The sequence below is a fragment of the Polaromonas sp. P1_F6 genome (assembly GCF_056405695.1).
In genome coordinates this window covers 567,977-591,933 of sequence record NZ_JBFUBQ010000003.1, presented here as the reverse complement: position 1 = coordinate 591,933, position 23,957 = coordinate 567,977, and the positions used below count along the sequence as shown (strand labels likewise).

At 62.5% G+C, this 23,957-nt stretch carries 21 protein-coding genes and 1 tRNA gene; 14 read left to right on the top strand and 8 right to left on the bottom strand.

Going from position 1 to position 23,957, the window contains the following annotated elements:
• Window positions 1-6: 6 nt before the first annotated feature.
• Complete coding sequence (locus AC1DY9_RS12395; RefSeq protein ID WP_348047983.1) at window positions 7-243, bottom strand: Fis family transcriptional regulator; 237 nt, start codon at window positions 241-243, stop codon at window positions 7-9.
• Window positions 240-1,328 carry a tRNA dihydrouridine synthase DusB gene (gene dusB / locus AC1DY9_RS12390; protein WP_457281639.1) on the bottom strand — a complete coding sequence of 363 codons (1,089 nt, stop codon included), beginning with the start codon at window positions 1,326-1,328 and terminating at the stop codon, window positions 240-242. The genes AC1DY9_RS12395 and dusB overlap by 4 nt, the downstream gene beginning before the upstream one ends.
• Before the next feature lie 143 nt (window positions 1,329-1,471).
• Between dusB and AC1DY9_RS12385 the strand changes: the two genes are divergently transcribed.
• On the top strand, window positions 1,472-1,954 hold the full coding sequence (locus AC1DY9_RS12385) for a YqaA family protein (protein ID WP_457281043.1): 483 nt from the start codon (window positions 1,472-1,474) through the stop codon (window positions 1,952-1,954).
• A gap of 15 nt (window positions 1,955-1,969) precedes the next feature.
• Here AC1DY9_RS12385 and AC1DY9_RS12380 read toward each other — a convergent pair whose 3' ends face one another.
• From AC1DY9_RS12380 to ychF, 3 genes are all read right to left on the bottom strand, one after another.
• The gene (locus AC1DY9_RS12380; protein ID WP_457281044.1) at window positions 1,970-2,707 is read right to left on the bottom strand and encodes an rRNA pseudouridine synthase; all 738 of its coding nucleotides are present in this window, start codon (window positions 2,705-2,707) and stop codon (window positions 1,970-1,972) included.
• 41 nt (window positions 2,708-2,748) lie between these two features.
• On the bottom strand, window positions 2,749-3,105 hold the full coding sequence (locus AC1DY9_RS12375; protein ID WP_457281045.1) for a RidA family protein: 357 nt from the start codon (window positions 3,103-3,105) through the stop codon (window positions 2,749-2,751).
• A 192-nt stretch (window positions 3,106-3,297) separates the two neighbouring features.
• Window positions 3,298-4,389 carry a redox-regulated ATPase YchF gene (gene ychF, locus AC1DY9_RS12370; RefSeq protein WP_457281046.1) on the bottom strand — a complete coding sequence of 364 codons (1,092 nt, stop codon included), beginning with the start codon at window positions 4,387-4,389 and terminating at the stop codon, window positions 3,298-3,300.
• A 64-nt stretch (window positions 4,390-4,453) separates the two neighbouring features.
• Between ychF and AC1DY9_RS12365 the strand changes: the two genes are divergently transcribed.
• Complete coding sequence (locus AC1DY9_RS12365; protein ID WP_477666639.1) at window positions 4,454-6,301, top strand: sensor domain-containing diguanylate cyclase; 1,848 nt, start codon at window positions 4,454-4,456, stop codon at window positions 6,299-6,301.
• Here AC1DY9_RS12365 and AC1DY9_RS12360 read toward each other — a convergent pair.
• The gene (locus tag AC1DY9_RS12360) at window positions 6,289-7,200 is read right to left on the bottom strand and encodes an MOSC domain-containing protein (protein WP_457281048.1); all 912 of its coding nucleotides are present in this window, start codon (window positions 7,198-7,200) and stop codon (window positions 6,289-6,291) included. The two genes, AC1DY9_RS12365 and AC1DY9_RS12360, sit on opposite strands and share 13 nt — an antisense overlap.
• 93 nt (window positions 7,201-7,293) lie before the next feature.
• Here AC1DY9_RS12360 and AC1DY9_RS12355 point away from each other — a divergent pair, with 93 nt between their 5' ends.
• The 3 genes from AC1DY9_RS12355 (at window position 7,294) to AC1DY9_RS12345 (ending at window position 11,123) form a co-directional block, all read left to right on the top strand.
• Window positions 7,294-8,415, top strand: coding sequence for an FAD-dependent monooxygenase (locus AC1DY9_RS12355; protein WP_457281049.1), 1,122 nt, complete (start codon window positions 7,294-7,296; stop codon window positions 8,413-8,415).
• A 27-nt stretch (window positions 8,416-8,442) separates the two neighbouring features.
• Window positions 8,443-9,159 (top strand): DsbC family protein, encoded by a 717-nt coding sequence (locus AC1DY9_RS12350; protein ID WP_457281050.1) that lies wholly within the window; start codon window positions 8,443-8,445, stop codon window positions 9,157-9,159.
• Window positions 9,160-9,320: 161 nt separating this feature from the next.
• Window positions 9,321-11,123 (top strand): M61 family metallopeptidase, encoded by a 1,803-nt coding sequence (locus AC1DY9_RS12345; protein ID WP_477666768.1) that lies wholly within the window; start codon window positions 9,321-9,323, stop codon window positions 11,121-11,123.
• Between the two features lie 32 nt (window positions 11,124-11,155).
• Here the strand turns inward: AC1DY9_RS12345 and AC1DY9_RS12340 are convergent, their stop codons facing one another.
• Window positions 11,156-11,974 carry an enoyl-CoA hydratase-related protein gene (locus AC1DY9_RS12340; RefSeq protein ID WP_457281051.1) on the bottom strand — a complete coding sequence of 273 codons (819 nt, stop codon included), beginning with the start codon at window positions 11,972-11,974 and terminating at the stop codon, window positions 11,156-11,158.
• A gap of 104 nt (window positions 11,975-12,078) precedes the next feature.
• On the opposite strand from AC1DY9_RS12340, the gene AC1DY9_RS12335 reads away from it, so the two are divergent.
• From AC1DY9_RS12335 to mdoH, 9 genes are all read left to right on the top strand, one after another.
• Complete coding sequence (locus AC1DY9_RS12335) at window positions 12,079-12,876, top strand: enoyl-CoA hydratase (RefSeq protein ID WP_457281052.1); 798 nt, start codon at window positions 12,079-12,081, stop codon at window positions 12,874-12,876.
• 137 nt (window positions 12,877-13,013) lie between these two features.
• Window positions 13,014-13,090, top strand: a tRNA-Met gene (locus tag AC1DY9_RS12330).
• An 89-nt stretch (window positions 13,091-13,179) separates the two neighbouring features.
• Window positions 13,180-13,644: a hypothetical protein gene (locus tag AC1DY9_RS12325; RefSeq protein WP_457281053.1), complete on the top strand. Its 465-nt coding sequence runs from the start codon at window positions 13,180-13,182 to the stop codon at window positions 13,642-13,644.
• 115 nt (window positions 13,645-13,759) lie between these two features.
• Entirely contained in the window at window positions 13,760-15,103 is a 1,344-nt protein-coding gene (gene miaB, locus AC1DY9_RS12320; RefSeq protein WP_477666638.1) for a tRNA (N6-isopentenyl adenosine(37)-C2)-methylthiotransferase MiaB, read from the top strand.
• A gap of 32 nt (window positions 15,104-15,135) precedes the next feature.
• Entirely contained in the window at window positions 15,136-16,557 is a 1,422-nt protein-coding gene (locus AC1DY9_RS12315; protein WP_477666637.1) for a sensor histidine kinase, read from the top strand.
• Window positions 16,541-17,230 (top strand): hypothetical protein, encoded by a 690-nt coding sequence (locus AC1DY9_RS12310; protein WP_457281056.1) that lies wholly within the window; start codon window positions 16,541-16,543, stop codon window positions 17,228-17,230. The genes AC1DY9_RS12315 and AC1DY9_RS12310 overlap by 17 nt, the downstream gene beginning before the upstream one ends.
• Window positions 17,227-18,588, top strand: a complete 1,362-nt coding sequence (locus tag AC1DY9_RS12305; RefSeq protein WP_457281057.1) for a sigma 54-interacting transcriptional regulator — start codon at window positions 17,227-17,229, stop codon at window positions 18,586-18,588. Before AC1DY9_RS12310 ends, AC1DY9_RS12305 begins: the two co-directional genes overlap by 4 nt.
• 266 nt (window positions 18,589-18,854) lie before the next feature.
• Window positions 18,855-20,465 (top strand): glucan biosynthesis protein G, encoded by a 1,611-nt coding sequence (locus tag AC1DY9_RS12300; RefSeq protein WP_477666636.1) that lies wholly within the window; start codon window positions 18,855-18,857, stop codon window positions 20,463-20,465.
• On the top strand, window positions 20,441-22,441 hold the full coding sequence (gene mdoH, locus AC1DY9_RS12295) for a glucans biosynthesis glucosyltransferase MdoH (protein ID WP_457281059.1): 2,001 nt from the start codon (window positions 20,441-20,443) through the stop codon (window positions 22,439-22,441). The genes AC1DY9_RS12300 and mdoH overlap by 25 nt, the downstream gene beginning before the upstream one ends.
• A 142-nt stretch (window positions 22,442-22,583) precedes the next feature.
• Here mdoH and ffh read toward each other — a convergent pair whose 3' ends face one another.
• Entirely contained in the window at window positions 22,584-23,942 is a 1,359-nt protein-coding gene (gene ffh / locus AC1DY9_RS12290) for a signal recognition particle protein (RefSeq protein WP_457281060.1), read from the bottom strand.
• Window positions 23,943-23,957: the final 15 nt, after the last annotated feature.

Below are 23,957 nucleotides of genomic sequence, written 5' to 3'. Positions count from 1 at the left end.
TGTTTTTTATTTGATGAGCTTGTGCTCAACCAGCTTCTTGCGCAGGGTGTTGCGGTTCAGGCCCAGCCATTCGGCGGCGCGCGACTGGTTTTGCTCGGCATGTTGCATGACAACTTCCAGCAGCGGTTTTTCCACCACCTTGACCATCATCTCGTACATGCCGTCGGGCTCGGTGCCACGCAGGTCCTTGAAATAGCCTTCCAGGCTGGTGCGTACGCACTCTTCGATATGTTTTTTGCTCATGCAGCAGCTTCTTCCTGATTTTCCTGATTTTTATCTTTGTCCGCCCGTGCCTGCATAGGCGCACCCTCGTCATCCACCTCGGCGGCAGCGGCCGGAATCCGGTCCATCTGCGCGCCCAGCTCCTCAAAAAAAGCACTCACCGCCTTCAGTTGCGCTTCGCAGTCTTCCAGCAGGTTCATCTGCGCGCGAAACCCCTCACCGCCGGGCAAGGTCTTCACATACCAGCCGATGTGTTTGCGCGCCGTGCGCACGCCGGTGTATTCACCGTACAAATCGTAGTGGTCGCGCAAATGGTCCAGCAGCAGGCGTTCGACTTCTGCCACCAGCGGCGGCGCAAGATGCGTGCCGCTTGAAAGGAAATGCGAAATCTCGCGAAAAATCCACGGACGCCCCTGCGCTGCACGGCCGATCATCACGGCGTCAGCGCCGGTGTAAGCCAGCACATCGCGGGCCTTTTCAGGGCTGGTGATGTCACCGTTGGCCACCACCGGAATACGCAGCGCGGTTTTCACGGCGGCAATCGTGTCGTACTCGGCATACCCTTTGTAGCCCTGCTCGCGCGTGCGGCCATGCACGGTGATCATCTGCACGCCGGCGCTTTCGGCGGCGCGGGCAATCGCCAGGGCGTTCTTTTCAGCCTGGCACCAGCCGGTGCGCATCTTGAGCGTGACCGGCACGCCGTGCGGCACGCAGGCGGCGACCACGGCCTCCACGATCTGCAGCGCCAGGGGCTCGTCCTGCATCAGCGCCGAGCCCGCCCACTTGTTGCAAACCTTCTTGGCCGGGCAGCCCATGTTGATGTCGATGATCTGCGCGCCGCGGTCGATGTTGTAGGCGGCGGCCTCGGCCATCATCTGCGCGTCGGTGCCGGCGATCTGCACAGCGATCGGCGCGGCCTCACCCTCGTGGTTGGCTCGACGAGAGGTCTTCAGTGTGTTCCACAGGTCGCGGCGAGAGGTCACCATCTCGCTGACCGCATAGCCCGCACCGAGCTTCTTGCTGAGCTGGCGGAACGGCCTGTCCGTGACACCGGCCATGGGCGCGACAAACAAATTGTTTGCCAAAGCGTAGGGGCCGATGTTCATGGGAAGTGAGCGCTGCGAGGTTGCTGAAAAAGGAGGCACGATTGTACCTGCTCAAAATTTCAGCAATTGAAATTTGCACACGGAGTTGTAAGCGTCTTCCCGACACGGTGGCTGGCCCGTCTTGCCTATACTCAAATAGATATATGGAAGCCTGGATTCACCGCCTGATAGAACTTTTGGCCCTGCCCGAATACGGTTTGAGCACGGTATTTGTGGTTTCCTTCATCTCGGCCACGCTGTTGCCGCTGGGCTCGGAGCCGGTGGTCTTCGGCCTGGTCAAGCTCAACCCCGCCATGTTCTGGCCCGCGGTGCTGGTAGCAACTGCAGGCAACACGCTGGGCGGCGCGCTGGACTGGTGGATGGGTTACGGCGCCCACAAGGTGGTGGACAAATACCAGCATTCATCGCATCACGGCCGTGCAGTGCGATGGCTGGAGAAACTCGGCCCGAAAGCCTGCCTGCTGGCCTGGTTGCCGGTGGTCGGAGATCCGCTGTGCGCGGTCGCGGGTTGGCTCAAGTTTCCGTTCTGGCCCTGCCTGGCTTACATGGCGGTCGGCAAATTTTTGCGCTACTTTTTGATGACCGGCAGCCTGATCTGGGCCTTCCCAGGCGTGGTGACCGGCTAGGCACCAGAGGAAGGATCAGAAGCGCTCATGTGGCAGCAGGTAGCGCCACTGACCGGGTTGCAGCTGGCTCATCGCCACACGGCCGATACGCAGCCGTTTCATGCCTTGCACCTGAAGGCCAACGCTCTCGCACATGTAGGCAATCTGCCCCGGGACTTCACCCTTGAGGGCAAAGCGCAAGCGCTTTTCACTTTGCCAGCTCACCTTGGCCGGCGGCAACAAAACACCCTTGAAGGTAAACCCGTGGTCAACCCGGTTCAGCCGGTCCAGCCCGCCGGGTTTGATGTCACCGCTGACATCGACGATCACTTCATGCTCCATCACGCGCGTATCTTCGCGCAGCTTGCGCACCACGCGCCAGTCCTGCGTCAGCACGACCAATCCGCTGGCAGGTGTTGCCAGCGGCGTCACCAGTTCCGCCGTGGAGAAATGCTTCCTGAGCGGCCGGATGCCGGAGCGGTCGTCGGGCGATTGCGTGGCGGCCGACAGCAACCGGGCCACCTGCGCCGCGCCGCCATCGGAACTCGCGTCCTGACCGGCCGGCTTGTGCAGCAGCAAAGTCACCGGCGTCATCGCCAGCAGGCTCGCATCCTTGTCCAGCACGATGGCCTGGTCCGACACCCGGAACTGGGGCTCTTCGACAGTCACCCCGTCAACAGTAACCCACCCGCCTTCGATGTACTGCTCGGCTTCGCGGCGTGAACAGGACAGCATTTCAGCCAGGCGTTTGGCAAGGCGAACGGGTTCTGTCATCGCGGCGTGGCCTTCATGGCGGGTCAAGCGTGGATGAGAGATCAGCCTTGGGCCGCCACCACACCGATTTCCACGTGGTACTGCGGCGCAGCCAGGCGCGGGCTCATGACCGTGGCACGTGCGGGCGTGGCGCCGGGCACCACCCAGGTTTCCCAGGCACGGTTCATTTCACCGAAGCTGTCCATATCGGTCAACCAGATGGTGGCACTGAGCAGAAGCGACTTGTCGCTGCCGGCTGCTGCCAACAGGCGGTCGATATTGGCCAGGATGCTGAGAGTCTGCTCGTACACGCCGGAGCCGGCGTCGTTGCCGGCCACCTGGCCTGCCAGGTAAACGGTTTTGTTATGGATAACGGCTTGGGACATGCGTGGGCCGGTTTCGATGCGCTGGATGGACATGGTGTTCTCTTTCTTTCTCAAAGCGAGGGTTTCGCGGGGGATGGCCTGCTCTGGCAAGCCGGTAACGGGGCCGCCACCCGATGGTGCGGGTCGTCGTGAGGTATTGTGGCGCGACTTCTTCCATGATGCCGCCACCGTGATGTCCAGGCCTCGCAGTAAATCGGCCCCAGGTTACCCGGGGGCCCTGGCAACTCAGCTGCTGAACAGGAAGTTCATCACGTCGCCATCCTTCACAACGTATTCCTTGCCTTCACTGCGCATCTTGCCGGCATCTTTGGCGCCCTGCTCGCCTTTGTAGGCGATGAAATCGGCAAACGCAATCGTCTGGGCGCGGATGTAGCCCTTTTCAAAATCGGTGTGAATGACGCCCGCGGCTTGCGGGCCGGTGTCGCCCACGTGGATGGTCCAGGCGCGCACTTCCTTCACGCCCGCGGTGAAATAGGTCTGCAGGCCTAGCAGCTTGTATGCCGCCAGGATGAGGCGGTTGAGCCCCGGCTCATCCTGGCCGATCTCCGCGAGGAACATCTTTTTGTCCTCTTCCTCCATGTCGGCCATCTCGGCTTCCATCTTGGCGCAGATCGCCACGACCGGCGCCTTTTGCTCTGCCGCGTAAGCCTTGAGGCGGTCCAGGAAGGGGTTGTTCTCAAACCCGTCCTCGGCCACGTTGGCCACAAACATGGCCGGCTTGGCGGTGATCAGGAAAAACTGGCCGAGCAGCGGCAGTTCTTCCTTGCTGAAGTCCACAGTGCGCACCGGCTTGCCTTCATTGAGCGCGGCCTGGCATTTCTCCAGGATGGCAACCAGCTTGACAGACTCCTTGTCGCCCGAGCGGGCCGTCTTGGTCACGCGGTGCAGGGCTTTTTCAACTGCTGCCAGGTCGGCCAGACAAAGCTCCGTCTGGATGACTTCGATGTCGGAAATCGGGTCCACCTTGCCGGCAACGTGGATCACGTTGTCATCTTCAAAGCAACGCACCACATTGACTGTGGCGTCGGTTTCGCGGATATGGGCCAGGAACTTGTTTCCCAGTCCCTCGCCTGTACTGGCGCCCGCCACCAGGCCTGCAATGTCCACAAACTCGACGATCGCCGGAACAATGCGTTCAGGCTTGACGATTTCAGCCAATTGCGCCAACCTCGGGTCGGGCACTTCCACGATGCCAACATTGGGCTCAATGGTGCAAAAGGGGTAGTTTTCAGCCGCGATCCCCGCTTTGGTCAACGCATTGAAAAGGGTGGATTTACCGACGTTAGGCAAGCCTACAATGCCGCACTTCAAACTCATGAGAAACCTTCAAAAACAGGCTGAGAAGTGTATTCGATGCGCGCCCGGCCGGGGTTGGAGCGCTTTGTGGCAGGCATTCGCCATCTTTGTGCTGGCCGGTTTTTTGGGTGTTCTGGCGCATCCTGCGCAGGCCCAGCCCATCGTGGCTTTAAACGACGCCAAGCCGACCCTGGACGTGGCTGCAGCGAGTTTGACATGGATTGACAGCGACGGCCAGGCCGGCATCGACCAATTGGCCGGCGGCCATCCAGGGGCCTTGTTCGTCCCCTCGGTTGCCGATACGGTGCATTCGCTCGGCCCGCACGCGGCGCTCTGGCTGCATTACCGTTTTGCCAGGTCATCCGGCTCGCGCCAGGACTGGTTGCTTGAGTTTCCCCTGCCCCTGCTGGACCTGGCGACGGTGTACCAGCGTGCACCGTCGGGAGGGTGGATTGCCGAAACTGCCGGGGACACCGTGCCTGTCTCCAGCTGGCCGGAACCCGGCCGTTACGGGCATTTCCGCCTGAACCTGCCGGACAACGGCGTGCATGACGTGTATGTGCGTATACAGCACCAGACGGAGGTCAGCATTCCGGTTCGGGTCAGCACGCGAGGCAACCTGACGCAGCGACTTCAGCTGGAATACCTCGCGATTGGCGTGGTATTCGGCGCACTGGTGCTGTTGATCATTGCCTGCGTTGTCCAGAGCTGGGTTTACAGCGACCGGGCCTATGGGTGGTATTCCGTGTACGCCGTCATCATGGCCCTCGTCGTAGCGGCGTGGACGGGAGTGGCAGGCCATTTCCTCTGGGGCAACTTCAGCACCTGGAACAACATGGCGCAGGGCTTCCTCGCCATCCTGGGCGGCGGCTCGGCGCTGCTGGTCGTGCATCACCTGTGCGGCACCGGTTCACGCCACAAGTGGTTTGAGCGGCTGGCCTACTGGACAGGCATGGCCGGAGCGCCGCTGGCGCTGGCCTATCTCGTGCTGGAGCGCGGCCTGGGCATAGGCCTCCTCGCGACTTACCTGGTTGCCGTTGTCGCACTGGGAACAAGCCGGGCCTACATGACGTGGCGGCGCCACGATGTCGTGGGTTTCTGGGTACTGGCGGCTTTTTCCCCGCTGGGGCTGGTAACGCTCCTCACCGTCATCAGCATCCTGGGCCTGTTTTCCCTGTCGTGGCTGTCTCATTACGGCCTGATGGCAGCGCTGACCATTGAGGTGCCCCTGCTGCTGGTGGCGCTGAACACGCGTTCACATGAGCGCCACGCAGTGGAAGCGCGCGAGCAGGCCATGTCCAGCCAGGACGCCCTCACCGGCCTGCTTGCCGCACATCTTTTCCACGACCGCTTCAAACAGGTGGTGGGCCGGGCACAGCGCCACAAGGAGCCGGCGGCCGTGGTGTACATCGAGCTGGTCAATTACCGGTATATCAAGAAAACCTGGGGCACAGCGGTGGCCGAGCAAAGCCTGCTGCGAAGCGTGATCAAGTTGCGCCGGCTTCTGCGCGATGTCAACACCGTGGGGCGCATCGACGAGGCGCGCTTCGGCCTCATTCTTGAAGGCGTCGCATCACGCCCACCAGTCACCGACCTGGCGGCACGCCTGATCGCGGCCGGCCTCATGCCGCTCAAGGGTCTGAAACCGGAGGTCGTTCTGCAATTTCATGTCGCGGGCGTGCTGTTGAGCGAGCGCCTTGGCAGCCACGAGGAAATTTCCACGGCCCTGGCCGACCTGCTGCACAGCATGGCGGCTCGCACCCGCCGCCCCATCCGCTTTCTCGAACCGGAGTTGACACACCCCATGCCGCTGGACGCCGAATCAACGCTGGACAGCCTCTCAAGCGGTCCGCAGGCGCCGGAGGCGCTCCCTGCGTCCACGGCCGCCCACGCCACGCCGCCCCTGCGGGCGGTCAAAAGTCATTCAAACTGATAACTCGCACCCACCGGCTGGCCCACCTTGAGCTGGTGGTCAATGCCCGTCAGCACAATGGCATTCATGCCGAACGTCAGCGCACCGTTCACCCGCGCATCCTGGCGATAGGTTTGCAGCATGTCGCCCACTTCCGGGCTGCTGACAGCCGTCGCGGGATCGATATTCGGAATCGGGCAACGCGGACAGGGCTTGACCGGCTTGAGCTGGACCACGCCTTGCGCCGTGGCAACCTGCAGTACCTCAATACGGTCCTCATCGTGCGGCGCCAGACTGTCGGCACCAGCGGCATCGCCCAGGACGATGTTTGGACGAAAGCGCTCCATGCCCACCGCGGAAGTGCCGGCGGCCACCAGCTTTTCGTTGAAATGCACCAATGAGGCTTCGCTGAGTACCAGCAACGGGTAACCGTCGCTGAACTGGTTAAGCGCTTCCACATCGCCGGTCCACTGCGGACTGCAAACCCGCTTGTGTTCGGGGTCAAACCGCACCAGGCGTGCAGTCTGGCCCAGGAAGTCGGTGAACCATTGCGCCGCGATGGCACCCATGTCATACGCCTGGACTTCGTCTTTCCAGACCTGCACGCGAACGGGCTCTTCCACCTGGTCCAGCGCAATGTGAAGGGCCAGCATGCCGGGCGCACGCAGCACCATGTCGTGGTACCTCAGCTGGGGCCTGATCAATGCCATGCGCGGCAATTCACGCTGGGTCAGAAATTCGCCCTTGCTGTCCACCACCATCCAGGCACGGTCAAATTCCAGCCCGGTTTCAGTCAGCAGGGCTTCCTGCACCTGCACGCCGGCACAGGATTTCACCGGATACACATAAAGGCGCGAAATCACGGCCCTGAGGTCAGAAGGTGCGTCGGCCGGTAATGTTTCGTTCAATGGATCGCTCACTTTTCAAGCCTTTAGGTTCAGATGCACGGCCAGAAACCGCGCAGTAATTGTTTGCCCAAGACGTCAATTTTGCCCTGCCTCCTAAAATGGGCCATGTCCAAGACCTTTGATGTCTGTATTCGCGGCGATGGTGTGGTAGGCCGCACGCTGGCCCTGCTGCTGGCGCGCGAGCGCCTGCGCGTAGCTTTGGTCACCAGGCCTGAAAGGCCGCCGGGGATGCACACCATGCCCGACGTGCGTGCTTACGCCCTCAACAGCGCGTCTCGCAGCGTGCTGGAAACCCTGCGCGCCTGGCCCGACGCGGCCTTTGCCACGCCGGTGGTCGAAATGCAGGTTTGGGGAGACAACGGCGGCAAGCTGGATTTCACGGCGCGCAGTGTCGGCCAGGAAGCGCTGGCCTGGATTGTGGAGGTCCCGGCGCTGGAGCAGCAATTGAGCCAGGCGGTTCGCTACCAGCCGCAAATCGAGACGGTGGACGCGCCTGCCAAGGCCGCGCTCAACGTAATCTGCGAAGGCCAGAAAAGCGCCAGCCGTGATGAGTTCGCCCAGATCCGGCCGGTCAACTGGACCATCAAGCCCTATCCGCAAAAGGCCGTCGCAGCACGGCTTGAGCTGGACAAGCCCCATGGCGGCATTGCCCGCCAGTGGTTTACCCACGGCGACATACTGGCTCTTTTGCCTTTATCGGGTGCCAACGGGAACTTGGCGGCGCTGGTGTGGTCTGTCCCTGTACAGCGGGCCGCCATGCTCGAAAAAATGCCCGCGGAAGAATTTTGTAACACCCTCAAGGCCGTGTGCGGCGAAGAGACAGGCAACCTGCGCCTGACGAGCGAGCGGGCAAGCTGGCAGCTTTCCCTGTCAAGCGCCGGGCACTGGGTCGGCCCCGGCTGGGCTTTGGCGGGCGATGCAGCGCATACGGTGCACCCGCTGGCCGGTCAAGGTTTGAACCTGGGCCTGGCCGATGCGGCTTGCCTGGCCGAGGTGATTTCGCAACGTGAGTATTGGCGCGGATTGGGTGATGAAAAACTGCTGCGGCGCTACGAAAGGGCCCGCAAGGCCGACGTAGCGGCAATGGGCGCGGTCACCGACGGTTTGCACGGCATTTTTGCGCAAACCGATGGGCGCTGGCAGGCCCTGCGCAATTGGGGCATGAAGGGGTTCGAGCGCAGCGGTTTGCTCAAGGCCTGGCTGACGCGGCAAGCAGCGGGTTTATGAACGACTGAGAAACAGACTGGAACTGAAATGAAAATAGTGAAATTGATCGGCCTGCTCAGTCTGGCGGCGTTCAGCCTGGTTCCTGTTTTTGCGCAGGAAGCCGTCATCCGCAAAAACCTGTCCGAGAAATTTCCGGCTTTTGCAAAAATCGATGAAGTCACCAAAACACCGATGAACGGCCTCTATGAGGTACGTATTGGCTTCGAAATTTTCTATACCGACGAGCAAGGTAACTACCTGTTGCAGGGTCAACTTCTCGATGTAAAAAACAAAAAAAACCTGACCGAGGAACGCATCGGGAAACTCAGCGCAGTCGATTTCGACAAACTCCCTTTGAAGGACGCTTTCAAGATTGTCCGCGGTGACGGGAAACGCAAGCTGGCGGTGTTTGAAGACCCAAATTGCGGCTACTGCAAACACTTCGAACGGGACCTGACCAACGTCGACAATGTCACCGTTTATCTCTTCCTGTACCCCGTGCTCGGACCGGACTCCGTCGCCAAGTCGCGCCACATCTGGTGTGCCAAGGACAAGGCAAAGTCATGGAACGACTGGATGCTGCGCAACACCGTGCCTGCGGCTGCCGAATGCGACATCTCGGCCATCAAGCGAAACCGCGAGTTTGGCCAAAAATACAATATCACCGGCACGCCCACCCTGATTTTTGCTGACGGATCCCGCGCGCCAGGCGCGGTCAGCGCCCAGGAAGTCGAAAAAATGCTGCTCAGTGCAAAAACTCCCTGAAAACGGGCCAGAAGGCCCTGTTTAGACACAAAATCGACCTCCAGCCCGCACACCATTTGCGCGAGCAGCTCCTTTTTTCATAGCACTTACAGCCCGATCGACTCGATCCGTCGGGCGCCGCCATGCAGCTGGCGGCAGACGTGGAGTATTCTTTGCGCAAGATGCCAGGCACCCCCAAAAACACTCCCCCTCCCCTTCACTACCGCGTCGAAACAGGCGATCTACACGCCCACCTCTTTCGCGTGACCCTCACGATCGCACAGCCTGACGCCTTGCAAAGGGTCTCGCTGCCTGTGTGGATCCCCGGCAGCTACCTGGTGCGGGAATTCTCCAAAAATCTGCAGAATCTGGAAGCCCGCCAGACAGGCCGCACGCCGCTTAGGGCAGAGCAGCTCGATAAATGCACCTGGGAGATTCAGTGCTCGCCTGCCAGACCGCTGGTACTGCGCTATGAGGTGTACGCCTGCGATAACTCCGTGCGCAGCGCCTGGCTGGACGCCCATCGCGGCTTTTTCAACGGCACCAGCCTGTGCCTGAAAGTGCAGGGCCAGGAAAAAGCCGTGCATGTACTGGAGATCCCTGCGCCGAAAGCCGCCAAGGGCTGGTCACTGGCCACAGGGCTCACGCCGCAGGCAGTCAACAAGCATGGGTTTGGTACCTACCTGGCGGCCGATTACGACGAACTGGTGGACTGCCCCGTGGAAATGGGCGCTTTCTGGAGCGGTACTTTCACGGCGCGCGGCGTGCCGCACCGCATGGTGGTAGCGGGCGCGGCCCCGAGCTTCGACGGCGCCAGGCTGCTGGCGGACACCCAGAAGATTTGCGAAACGGAGATCCGTTTCTGGCATGGCGCGAAAAAGCCTCCCTTCAAGAGTTACCTCTTCATGCTGAACGCGGTGGACGACGGCTATGGCGGGCTCGAGCACCGCAACTCGACGGCACTCATCTGCAACCGGAAGGACTTGCCGCGCCTGGGTGAATCCCGCACGGCAGAAGGCTACACCACGCTGCGCGGCCTCATCAGCCACGAATATTTCCACACATGGAACGTCAAGCGGCTGCGTCCCGCGGAGTTTGAACACTACGACTACGGCGCCGAGAATTACACCGGGTTGTTGTGGTTTTTTGAGGGCTTCACCAGTTACTACGACGACCTGCTGCTGCGTCGCGCCGGCCTGCTGGACAACGCCGGCTACCTCAAGCTGCTCAACAAGACCATCAACCAGGTCATGCAGACCCCGGGCCGGCTGGTTCAATCCGTCGCCCAGGCGAGCTTCGATGCCTGGGTGAAGTATTACCGGCAGGATGAAAATACGCCCAACGCCACCGTGAGCTACTACACCAAGGGAGCGCTGGTGGCGCTGTGTTTTGATCTGACGCTTCGGGCAGAAGGCGGAGCTGCCGGGGGCGCGACACTGGACCACGTGATGCGCGCACTCTGGCAGCGCTGTAAAGCCGGCCCCCTGCGCGAGGCAGATTTTGCAGAGGAGCTTGCAGCCGCAGGACACCGCCCGTTTGCCGCCGAGCTGGCCCAATGGGTGCACGGACGCGAAGAACTCCCGCTCAAGGCCTTGCTGGAACAGCATGGCGTGACAGTCGCCGAAGAACCTGCGCAACTGGCCCAGCGGCTGGGCTTGCGCGCCAGCGAAAACCAGGGCGTGGTGCAGGTCAAGACCGTGCTGCGCGGCGGCGTTGCCGAGCGTGCCGGGTTTGCGGCGGGAGATGAATGGCTGGCGGTGGAACCCATTGCCGCAGGCGCACGGCAGCCGGAGGGCGGTTGGCGCATGAACCGGCTCGATGACCTGCTGCACTACGCAGGCACGGCCAAAAAAGTCATTGCCCTGGTCGCACGCGACAAACGACTGCTGCGGCTGGAGCTGTCCATGCCGCCCGCACTGACCACCTGGCGCCTGGCGGTACGGGATGCCGCGCTGATGGACCACTGGCTCGGCCAGAAGACCTGACCCGGCCTGGCGCGACTCACTTCTTCAGAAGGTTATTCGCCCTTGAATACCGCGGGACGCTTTTCAAGAAAGGCCGTCACGCCTTCCATGTAATCGTGGCTGCGCCCCAGGGCGGCCTGCATGTCGCGTTCCGCATCGAGTTGCTGATGCAGCGTGCGTGTGGCGCCTTCACGCATCAGCTGACGGGTGGCCACCAGCGCCAGAGTCGGCAGGCTGGCCAGCCGCTGCGCCAAGGCAACAGCCGCCGCCACGGGGTCGTCCGCTACCTGCCAGATCAAGCCCCACTCCAGCGCCTGCGCCGCCGGCAATTTGTCCCCTGTCAACGCCAGCCCCATGGCGCGCGCCAGCCCCAGCTTTTGCACCAGCAGCCAGCTGCTGCCCGCATCGGGCGCCAATCCGATCTTGCTGAATGCCTGAATGAAACTGGCGCCCGGGGCGGCCACGGCCATGTCGCACGTCATGGCCAACGATGCGCCGGCACCTGCGGCCACGCCGTTGACGGCTGCCACCGTCGGCATGCGCAGCCCCAGCAGTTTGCGGGCCGTGGGGTTGAAGGCCTGGTCAATGACGGGACCTGGGTTGGCCCGCTCAACCAGGTTGGGGCCGGGCGCGAAATCGAATTCGGACAGGTCGGCACCGGCACAAAACCCGCGGCCGGCGCCAGTGATGACCAGGGCGCGAATCTGTGGATCAGAGTGCGCCTTGTCCAGGGCGACCCACAAGTCCCGGTGCATCTGCCGCGTAAAGCTGTTCAGCGCCTGAGGGCGGTTCAACGTAAGGATGCCCACGGCACCATCGATGGCATACAGCACGGTGGGATCGGCAGCGGGGCCGGGATGGGAAGCAGTCATGGCGGCGGTCTCCTGTTCCCGAATCTAGCATTGCGGCAAGCCATGGGCGGCCACGAGCCCGTGGCATCATTGCCGGACGCATTTCCAGCCAAAGGACCTATTTCATGTCTTCCACGACCTACGAAACCATTGAGACCCGCACCGAAGGCCCGGACTCCCGCAAGGTGGGCATTGTCACGCTGAACCGGCCCAAGCAACTCAATGCATTGAACGACCAGCTCATGGATGAGCTGGGCCGGGCCCTCAAGGCGTTTGATGCCGATGAGACCGTCGGCTGCATCATCCTGACCGGCAGCGAAAAGGCCTTTGCCGCAGGCGCCGACATCGGCGCCATGGCCACCTACAGTTTTGCCGATGTTTACAACAACGACTACATCACCCGCAACTGGGAGCAAATCCGCAGCATCCGCAAGCCAGTGATTGCCGCCGTCAGCGGCTTTGCGCTGGGCGGCGGCTGCGAGCTCGCCATGATGTGCGACTTCATCATTGCTGCCGACAACGCAAAGTTCGGCCAGCCTGAAATCAAGCTGGGCATCATCCCCGGTGCTGGCGGCACACAGCGCCTGCCCCGTGCCGTGGGCAAGGCCAAAGCCATGGACATGACCCTGACGGGCCGCATGATGGATGCCCAGGAGGCAGAGCGTTCAGGCCTGGTCAGCCGTGTGGTGCCGCTGGAAAAGCTCATGGACGAGGCCCTGGGCGCCGCGCTGATGATCTGCAGCTACGGCCAGACCAGCGTCATGGCCGCCAAGGAAGCCCTCAACCGGGCATTTGAAAGCGGCCTCAGCGACGGCGTGATGTTCGAGCGGCGCCTGTTTCATTCGCTGTTCTCCACCGAAGACCAGAAAGAAGGCATGGACGCCTTCGTCAATAAGCGCAAACCGATCTTCAAAAACCGCTAGAAATTGGGCCCAATTGGGCCCAAAACCAAGCAGAAGCCGCGGAACCGGCTTTGCCGGGCCGCAGGCGAACGGCCCCCTCGGGGGGCAGCGAACCACGCGCAGCGGGGAGCGTGGGGGTGTTATATAATCTTGGGTTCGGTCGTATAGCTCAGTTGGTTAGAGCGCAGCATTCATAATGCTGATGTCGGTGGTTCAAGTCCACCTACGACCACCAAGAATGCGTCAAAGCCTCAGAGGGTCCTTCCCCCTGAGGCTTTGTTCTTTGTTATTCTCCTATTTATTAACAGCCTCTGGACACATACCATGAACCGCTGCACTTCCCGCCTGGCCGCACTCCTGATGATGCTGGCTGCTTTTGCCGGCCTGATGAGCCTGCCAGCCCTGGCCCAGACCGATCCCGCCGAGGCTGTCAAACCCAACATCCGGAAATTCCCTCCCAAGGCCGTCCGCGGCGAAATGGTGGTGGTGGCGCCGCCGGTGATCTCCATGGACGGCAAGCAGGACAGGCTCTCCGTAGGCTCACGCATACGCGACATCAACAACAATTTCGTGTTGTCCGGCGCACTCCTGAACCAGAAGCTGGTGGTGAACTACCTGCGCAGCAACACCGGCGAGGTGCATGAGGTCTGGATCCTCAACGCGGAAGAGGCCAAGGAAAAGCGGGCGGGCGGCACCGGCACGGTGTTCAATTTCAGCAGCGGCACCCCTGCCAAGGCAGTGGACAACGGCAAGACGCCGTACGACCAGTTACCTGCCTACAAGCAGTAACGCTCACAGCCTTAAGCAAAATCAGTCTGATGCCCTTTAAACATGGGCGCAAGCAGCTATTAATTTAATAGCAATCGCCATCAGCCCGCGGACAAACCGCAAATCGGCCAGTATCATGAGCAAAAAAGTCTTCATTAAAACCTTCGGTTGCCAGATGAACGAGTACGACTCGGACAAGATGTCCGACGTGCTCCATGCCGCCGAAGGCTACGAGCCTACCCAGGACATGGAACAGGCCGACCTGATCCTGTTCAATACCTGCTCCGTGCGCGAAAAAGCCCAGGAGAAGGTTTTCAGCGACCTGGGTCGCGTCAAGCACCTGAAAGAAAAAGGCGTACTGATCGGCGTCGGCGGCTGTGTAGCCAGCCAGGAAGGCGCGGCCATCATCCAGCGCGCACCTTATGTCGACGTGGTCTTCGGCCCGCAAACCCTGCACCGCCTGCCGCAGCTGCTGGCCAACCGGACCCGGCTGGGCAAGCCGCAGGTCGACATCAGCTTTCCCGAGATCGAAAAATTCGACCACCTGCCGCCGGCGCGCGTCGAGGGCGCCAGCGCCTTCGTGAGCATCATGGAAGGCTGCTCCAAGTACTGCAGCTACTGCGTGGTGCCCTACACCCGTGGCGAAGAGGTCTCCCGGCCCTTTGAGGACGTGCTGGTCGAAGTCGCCGGTCTGGCCGACCAGGGCGTCAAGGAAGTCACGCTGCTCGGGCAAAACGTCAACGCTTACCGCGGCCCCATGGGTGGCACGGCCGAGATCGCCGACTTCGCCACGCTGCTCGAATACGTGTCCGACATCCCCGGCATCGAACGCATCCGCTATGTCACCAGCCACCCCAACGAGTTCACGCAGCGCCTGATTGACGCCTACGCCAAGCTGCCCAAACTGGTAAACCACCTGCATCTGCCGGTGCAACATGGCTCCGACCGCATCCTCATGGCGATGAAGCGCGGCTACACCGCCATGGAATACAAGAGCACCATCCGCAAGCTGCGCGCCATCCGCCCGAATCTGGCCATGAGCAGCGATTTCATCGTGGGTTTCCCCGGCGAGACCGAAGACGACTTCGGCAAGATGATGAAGCTGATCGACGAGATCGGCTACGACACCTCGTTCAGCTTCATTTACAGCCCGCGCCCCGGCACCCCCGCCGCCGCGTTGCATGACGACACACCGCACGAGGTCAAGCTCAAGCGTCTGCAACACCTGCAGGCCACGATTGACGACAGCGTGCGCGCCATCAGCGCCAGCCGGCAGGGCACGGTGCAGCGCATCCTGGTTGAAGGCGCTTCGCGCAAGGACCCGACCGAACTCATGGGCCGCACGGAGTGCAACCGCGTGGTCAACTTCAAGGGCCAACCGCGCCTCATCGGCCAGATGCTGGACATCACCATCACCCAGGCCACGCAGCGTTCGCTGCGCGGCGAAGTCCTGACGCAGGACGTTGCCGTGGCGGCCTGAGACCGCCCGCGTTGCTCAAGCACTCGACACGCATGCTGCAACGATTTTCGTTCCGGCAACTTCTGGTGATCGCTTTCCTGCTGATTGCTGCCCTGCTGGGCGCCGCCTCGCTGCGGGCGCTGTTTACCCTGGAAGACCTTTCGCTGCAAAGCCGCAGCAATGCCGCACGTGCCCTCGAACTCAGCAGCGCGGCGCAGTCCCTGGCTGAGCGCAGCGTATCGATGGAGCGCACATCCCGCCAGTCGGTCGTCCTCGATGACCGGGTATTGCGTGAGCGCTTCGGTGACGAGGCCCGTGAAGCCGCGAGCATCCTGACCAGTCTGGCGCGAGAAGACGTACCGGTTGCCAAAGCCCGGCAATGGCGCGCGCACATGCAGAGCATCGGCGATCTGCTGACCGGCCCGGCGGGTACCGCGCTGGACCGGGAGCGCCAGCTGGCGCAGGAATTCCGTGAACTGGAAAGTGTCAATGCCGCCATCGCCGTGCAGGTGCAACAGGCGATTCAGCAACGCAACAGGTCGCTGGAAGGCAAACTTGAGGCCAGCCGCCAGCGGCTGACCCAGCAGGTAACCTGGGCCATCGTGCTGGCTATCGCCATGGCGCTGGCATTCGGCGTGTGGTTCACGCTGCCGCTCAGGCGCCTGGAGAACGCCATCGTGGGCCTGGGGGAAAACCGGCTCGACCAGGTCATCACCATCCAGGGACCGGCCGACCTGGCCCTGGTGGGGCAGCGGCTGAATTGGCTGCGCCTGCGGCTGGTGGAGCTGGACGCCGACAAATCGCGTTTCCTGCGCCATATTTCGCACGAACTCAAAACACCGCTGGCATCGCTGCGCGAAGGGGTGTCGCTGCTGGAAGACGGCGTAGCCGGCACGCTGAGCAATGACCAGCGCGAAATAGCGCAAATCCTCAGGCACAACACCGGCGTACTGCAAAGCCAGATTGAAGACCTGCTGCGCTTTAATACGGCCGCGTTCGAGGCGCGCCAGTTGAATCGCCAGAATGTCGACCTGTTGCAACTCCTCGAGGAGCAGGTGTACGCGCAGCGCCTGCAGTGGCGCGCACGGGAACTGACGGTCAGCGTCGTCGGTGAACCCGTTGTGATGGAAATCGATCCCGAAAAAATCGGCACTGCGCTGGCCAACCTGCTGTCCAACGCCATCCGCTATTCACCACCCAAAGGGCAGATCCGGCTGGAACTGAGTCCGCTGCGGGGTTTCGTTCGCATCGACATCCACGATCAGGGCGTCGGTGTGGCGCAGGCCGACCGCGAACGGATTTTCGAGCCCTTTTACCGCGGTGAACGCCAGCCGGTCGACGTGGTTCGGGGCAGCGGTATCGGCCTGTCCATCGTTCACGAATACATTGCCGCACATGGCGGAAACATCGTCCTGATGCCCGATCAACCTGGCGCACACTTCAGAATAGAGCTTCCTCATGTTTCCAAGTACTGATTTTCTTCCCCCTCCGCCTGCGACCCGCCTCTCCGGGCGCGGCCTGCTGCCGGCCCTGGTGACGTCGGCATTGCTGGCCGCGTGCAGCAGCGGTGGCCCCGCCCCCGAGCGTGGCACCAACACCGCAGCCGTCCTGGCAGCCCGGGCTGCGGCCTCTGCTGCCGAAGCCGCGCGGGCCAGCGCCAGCCAACCTGCGCCGCTCCCGGAATCGGTCGTTTTTGCCAGCGGCATGACCTTGCGCATGCTGGCTTACGCCGAGCGCGTACGCCTCATGCAGCCGCCGGAACTCACCCAGGAAACCGGGCGGCTCGGAGACGCCGCCAGCCCCGAGGCCCAACTCCAGCTCTCACTGGTGCTGGCCCAACTGCGGCAGCTGCCCGAACTGATACGTGCGCAGGAGCTGCTGGCCCGCGTATTGGGCAATGCCGATGCCCAGCCGCTGCATCCGCTGGCAAGGCTGCTGGCGTCACGCTATGCCGAACAGCGCCGCCTGGAAGAGCAGCTTGACAAACAAGGCCAGCAACTGCGCGATGCGCAGCGCAGGCTGGACCAGACCAACGAGCGGCTGGAGGCGCTAAAGGCCATTGAGCGCAGCCTCACCAGCCGGCAGCCGGCGGCAACAGCCTCGGCGCCCATCCCCCCTGCCAGCCGGGCCCGCCCCACCGCGCCATGAGCGACTCCGCCCTGACAGCGCCCCACCTGCTCGTCGTTGATGATGACGCCGACATGCTGCGCCTGCTCACCATGCGGCTCACTGCAGCGGGCTATCGCGTCACGGCGGTCACGTCGGCCGAAGCGGCGCTGACGCAGCTTCATATTGAACGGCCGCAGCTGGTACTCAGCGATGTGCGGCTTCCCGGCCGGGACGGCCTGGCGCTGTTCGACGACATACGCCAGCAGCATCCTTCGCTGCCGGTGATTTTGCTGACTGCGCATGGCACCATTCCTGATGCCGTGGAAGCCACCGAACGCGGCGTGTTCACCTATCTCACCAAGCCCTTTGACGGCAAAAGCCTGCTCGACAAGATTGCCCAGGCGCTGGCGCTGAGTGCCCCCGCGAACCCGGCCAAACAGGGCAGCCCCGAAGCCTGGCAAAACCAGATCATCAGCCGCTCAAGCCGCATGGCCGAAGCCCTGGCTGAAGCGCGCATGGTGGCGCAGTCGGACGCCAGCGTGCTGCTGCGCGGTGAAAGCGGCACCGGCAAGGAGCTGCTGGCCCAGGCCATCCACCAGGCAGGCGCACGGGCCAGCAAGCCCTTTATTGCCGTGAACTGTGGCGCCATCCCCGAGGCTTTGCTGGAATCCGAGCTGTTTGGCCACGTCAAGGGCGCCTTCACCGACGCAGTGGCCAATCACAAAGGCCTTTTCCAGGCCGCAGACGGCGGCACTTTGCTGCTCGATGAAATCGGTGACATGCCGCCCGCGCTCCAGGTCAAGCTGCTGCGCGTGTTGCAGGAACGCGTAGTGCGGCCGCTGGGCTCCAGCCAGTCGATTCCGGTGGATGTGCGCATCATCTCGGCCACACATCGCGACCTTGACGCTGCCATGGCTGAGGGCCAGTTCCGCGCCGACCTTTATTACCGGCTCAACGTCGTCACGCTGACCTTGCCCCCGCTGTCGGAGCGCCGCGAAGACATCCCGTTGCTGGCCAACCACTTTCTCCTCAAACTGGCGGCCAAGTACGACAAGCGCCTGAGCGGTTTCGCACCCGAGGCCCTCAAGGCCCTGACCACGGCCGCCTGGCCAGGCAACGTGCGCCAGCTTTACAACGTGGTGGAGCAGGTTTGTGCCCTGTCCACCACCCCGCTGGTGCCGCTGGCGTTGGTGCAGCGGGCCTTGCGCTCACCCAGCGTGCAAGTGCTCACCTATGCGGAAGCCAGGCAACACTTCGAGCGGGATTACCTGGTCGGGCTGCTCAAATTGACGGACGGCAACGTGGCCGATGCGGCCCGGCTGGCCGACCGGAACCGCACGGAGTTTTACCGCCTGATGCAAAAGCACGGGCTCACGCCGGGACACTTCAAGGTTTAGACCGTAAAAAGGTCCCAGGAGCTCCGGTTCGACCTGGGTTTGTCGCTGTGCCGCCGTGGGCCGTCGCTCGTTGGCGACAGGTTTAAGCCTTTGATTTAAAAGGATTTAATCGAGCCATCTGCGGAAGTTGTCGCTCACCGGCGACAAAACCCGCGATTCTGGGCGCTTTTGAGCCGGATTACATTTGGTTAAATCAAGTATCACGCCCAACTTGTTGATTTAAAACAATTTTTCGAAGCTGGCACAGGGTTTGCCCTAGTCATGGCATGCCAGCTTTTTTCCTGCCTTTTTTGGCATCCTCCGGCGGCCCCAAGCGCCGCTTCAATTTTCTCCTGCGGGCCCGTATCGCGGCCTGCGCGAGCCTTGCAGCACTGACGCTCGCGGCGGGCCAGGCGCATGCCTTCGATCTGGACGATGTGGCCGCTATCGCGCGCCAGCGCTCGCAAGCGCCCTGGCGCGAAGCGTCCCACGCGGTGCCCACCGAGCTCGCCAGGATGGCGTACGACGACTACCGCGACATCCGGTTCAACGCCGCCAGCACGCTGTGGCGTACCGACAAACTTCCCTTTGAAGCGAATTTTTTCCATGTCGGCCGGCACGGTGATTCGGTTCGCATTCACGAAATCACGACAGCGGGCGTGAAGCGCCTGTCCTACGACCCCGCCACATTCAATTTCGGAAAAAACAAACTGTCACCCGAGACCTGGGGTGACCTGGGCCACGGCGGCGCGCGCTTTTTCAGCAACCTCAACTCACCCACCTACAAGGATGAACTGGTGGTATTCACCGGTGCCACCTACTTCCGGGCGCTGGGATCGGGTCAGCGCTACGGCCTTTCGGCACGCGGCCTGGCGGTGGACACCGCAGGCGGTGCGGGCGGAGCCAAGGAAGAGTTTCCCCGTTTCACGGATTTCTGGCTTCAAAAACCTGCAGTCGACAGCAAGCAGCTGACCGTCTTTGCCGTGATGGATTCGGAGCGCATGACAGGCGCCTACCGGTTCGACATCCAGGCCGGCGAGCAAACCACCACGAATGTACAGGCGCGCATCTTCATGCGCCCGGCCACAACCTCCGGCAACAGCGCGCCCGTGACCTCGCTGGGCATCGCGCCCCTGACCAGCATGTTTTTCTTTGGCGAAAACCAGCCCCGCCCCGGCGATTTCCGGCCCGAAGTGCACGACTCCGACGGCCTGATGATGGCTACGGGTGACGGTGAATGGCTCTGGCGGCCCCTGCAAAATCCGTCCGCCCCGCTGGTGACGTCTTTCGCCATGAAGTCGCTCAAGGGCTTTGGCCTGATGCAACGCGACCGCGCCTTTGCCAACTACGAAGACACCGAAGCTCGCTATGAGACGCGGCCCAGCGCCTGGGTCACGCCCGTGGGCGACTGGGGCGCCGGCCGGGTCGAGCTGTTTCAATTTGCCACGCCGGATGAGACCCATGACAACGTGGTGGCCTATTGGGTACCCGAAAAAATGCCAGCACCTGGCCAGTCGCTGGACATCGCCTGGCAAATCAGCTGGCAGGGCAAGAACCAGCAACTGCCGCCCAACAGCTGGGTCACGCAATCACGCCGCGGCACCGGGTACTCGAAGGCCGGAACCGATCTCACGGGCCAGGTCCAGTACGTCATCGACTTTGCCGGCCCGGCGCTGGACGCGCTGCCCGAGGATGCCAAGGTCGAAGCCATCTCCAGCGCCAACGCCAATGGCCGTGTGCTCGAAAGCATGGCCTACAAGAATCCCGCCACCGGCGCATGGCGCATGACGCTGCGCGTGCTGCGGCTGAACCCGGCCCAGCCTGTTGAGCTGCGCGCCTTCCTCAAACATGACAACCACACTGTGAGCGAAACATGGACCAACCTGATCACACTCTGATTCCATCCGCTGCACGCAGCGCCCTGCGCGAGGAACGCCACCCCAATTCGGTGACGGCGCCACCGCTGAATCGCGGCTCCATGGTGCCCCGGCCCTGGCGTGGCTTCTGGAACAGCATGGCCACCGCGCTGCTGCTGCCCATGCTGTCGATATTCCGGGTTTCCGCGCCGGCACCATCCCATCGCCTGCCTGCCCCCCGGCTTGAGCGCTGGCAGCAGGCTGCCCGGCGCCGGCGCACGGTGTTCCTGCTGCTGACCGTCATCAGCACCGTGCTGGCAACCAGCATCTTTGCGGACATGCAGCCCGACTATGACAACGCTTGGCTGCAGTACGGCCAGATCAGCCTGTTTGCCCTTCTGTCAGCCTGGGTAGTGACCGGCTTCATGACGGCGATGATGGGCTTTTACGTCACGATCTTTGGTGACAAACACGCGCTGTCCGCGAAAAAGGTTCAGCACTACCCGCTGGATGCGTCCACACGCACCGCGATCATCATGCCGATCTGCAATGAAGACGTACGCACCGTGTTCGCCGGCCTGCGCGCCACCTGCGAGTCGGTCGCGATGACCGGCCATGTACAGAGCTTTGATGTCTTCGTACTGTCGGACAGCAGCAACCCGGCCATCATCCAGGCCGAGCGCGCCGCCTGGGAAGACCTGCGCACCCAGCTGGCCGGACACCCCGACCAGCCGCAGATCGAGGTCTATTACCGCCTGCGCAAACGCCGCACCGACCGCAAGGCCGGCAATGTGGCCGACTTCTGCCGCCGCTGGGGCAAGGATTACCGCTATATGGTGGTGCTGGACGCCGACAGCGTGATGAGCGGCGACTGCCTGGTTTCCATGGTCAAGCTGATGGAAGCCAATCCCAGGGCCGGCATCATCCAGACCGCAACCCAGGCCATCGGCCACGTCACGCTGCACGCACGGGCGCAGCAATTCGCCTCACGCGTGACCGGGCGCCTCTTCACGCTGGGGATGCAGTTCTGGCAGATGGGCGAGTCCCACTACTGGGGCCACAACGCCATCATCCGTATTGAGCCCTTCATGAAGCATTGCGCGCTGGCGCATATCAAGGGCACGGGCGGCATGGCGGGCAGCATCATGTCGCACGATTTTGTCGAGGCCGCGCTGATGCGCCGCGCCGGCTACCACGTCTGGCTGGTGGGTGACCTGGTGGGCAGCTACGAGCAGCAGCCGCCCGATTTGCTGGCCGAGCTGCAGCGCGATCGCCGCTGGTGCCAGGGCAACCTGCAAAACTCGCGCCTGATCGCCGAGCCGGGCATTCACCCGGTACACCGCTCCATGTTCGGCACGGGCGCGATGGCGTATCTGTCGGCGCCGCTGTGGCTGTGCTTTCTCACGCTGGGTACGGCGCTGTGGCTGTCCGGCTCGCCGATGATTGCCGACTGGACGCTGCTTCCCGGCGAGCTGATGTCGCTTTGGGCCTGGACGCTGTGCATGCTGTTCCTGCCGCGCATCCTGGGCATCGTGGCCGTGCTGGTCAACCGCCAGCAGCAATCCTATGGCGGCACCGTCGCCCTGCTGCGCAGCGCTTTGCTTGAAACCCTGATCGCGCTGTTGCAGGCACCCATCCGCATGCTCGCGCATTCGCTGTTTGTGGTGGTGGCCCTCACCGGCCTGAAGCTGGAATGGAAATCGCCCCCGCGCGAAGCGGCCGCTGTGCCCTGGCGCCATGCGCTGGCGCAGTTGGCGCCCATGTCCGGCGTGATCGCGCTGCTGGCTGTCGGCATTGCCGTGATCGATGCACGGGCTTTGATCTGGCTGATCCCGGTCGGCCTGCCGCTGCTGCTGGCGATCCCGATGACGGTGCTCACCAGCAAGGTAGGCGTGGGCACGGCCCTGCGTGCGCAGAACTACCTGCTGATCCCGGAAGAAACCCGTTCGCCGGCGGTGCTGCGACGCGCCTGGCTGCATGCAAGCCGGCTGGCCAAGCCACGGCTGAAGGCGGCCTGAGAATGGCCTGACTTCAGGGCAACCCATGAAAAAAGCCGCTTGAAGCGGCTTTTTTCATGACAGGCAAACGCTATTAATTCAGGAGCTGGTTGCGCCCGTCTTTATTGGGCTGCAGCCATTTTTCACTTAAAGATCGAATCAATCAAAACTTGGGCATGCCTTTCATGCCGCCCATGCGTTTCATCATTTTCATCATCCCGCTGCCTTTCATCTTCTTCATCATGCCCTGCATCTGCTCGAATTCATTGAGCAGGCGGTTGACTTCCTGAACATGCACGCCGGAACCGGCAGCAATGCGGCGCTTGCGGGTGGCCTTGATGAGTTCGGGCTTGCGGCGCTCCAGCGGCGTCATGCTCTGGATGATGCCCTCCTTGCGCTTAATGTCTTTCTCGGCCTTGTCCATGTCGACCTGGCCAGCCTTGGCCGCCATTTGCGCGGGCAGCTTTTCCAGAAGGCTGGAGAGCCCGCCCATGTTCTTCATTTGCTGCAACTGGCTCAGGAAGTCGTTGAGGTCAAAGCCGTCGCCGGACTTGATCTTGGCGGCGAGCTTCTGGGCAGAGGCCATGTCCACCCCGGCGGCCACCTGCTCGACCAGCGCCAGAATATCGCCCATGCCGAGGATGCGGCCGGCGTGGCGCTCGGCGTCGAACACCTCCAGGCCGTCGATTTTCTCGCTGGTACCGGAGAATTTGATGGGGGCGCCGGTGATCTGGCGCACGCTGAGCGCCGCACCGCCGCGCGAATCGCCGTCGGTCTTGGTCAGGATGATGCCGGTGAGCGGCAAGGCTTCCTTGAAGGCCTTGGCGGTGTTGACCGCATCCTGGCCCTGCATCGCATCGACCACAAACAGCGTTTCAACCGGGTTCAGGATCGCATGCAGCTCCTTGATTTCCGCCATCAGGGCCTCGTCGATGGCCAGCCGGCCAGCCGTATCGACCAGCAGCACGTCAAAGAAATGCTTGCGGGCGTAGTCAATGGCGGCTCGCGCGATGTCGGCCGGCTTCTGGTCAGGCGTGCTGGGAAACCATTCGGCGCCGGCCTGTTTGGTGACCGTCTTGAGCTGTTCAATGGCGGCCGGGCGATAGACGTCGCCTGAAACGGTCAGCACCTTTTTCTTGCGCTTTTCGATCAGGTGCTTGGCCAGCTTGGCGGTAGTGGTGGTTTTACCCGCGCCCTGCAGGCCGGCCATCAGGATGACCGCCGGCGGCTGGGCTGCCAGGTTGATATCGCTCACCCCCTCGCCCATGGTAGCGGCGAGCTCCTTGTTAACGATGCCCACCAGCGCCTGGCCCGGCGAGAGAGAACCCATCACTTCCTGGCCCAGCGCTTTTTCTTTGACCCGGGCAATGAAGTCGCGCACCACCGGCAGCGCAACGTCGGCCTCGAGCAAGGCCATGCGTACCTCGCGCAGCATGTCCTGCACGTTGGATTCGGTGATGCGGGCCTGGCCTCGCATTTCCTTGACGAGACGGGATAACTTGTCGGTAAGAGCTGAGGCCATGGGAAGGCGCCACAA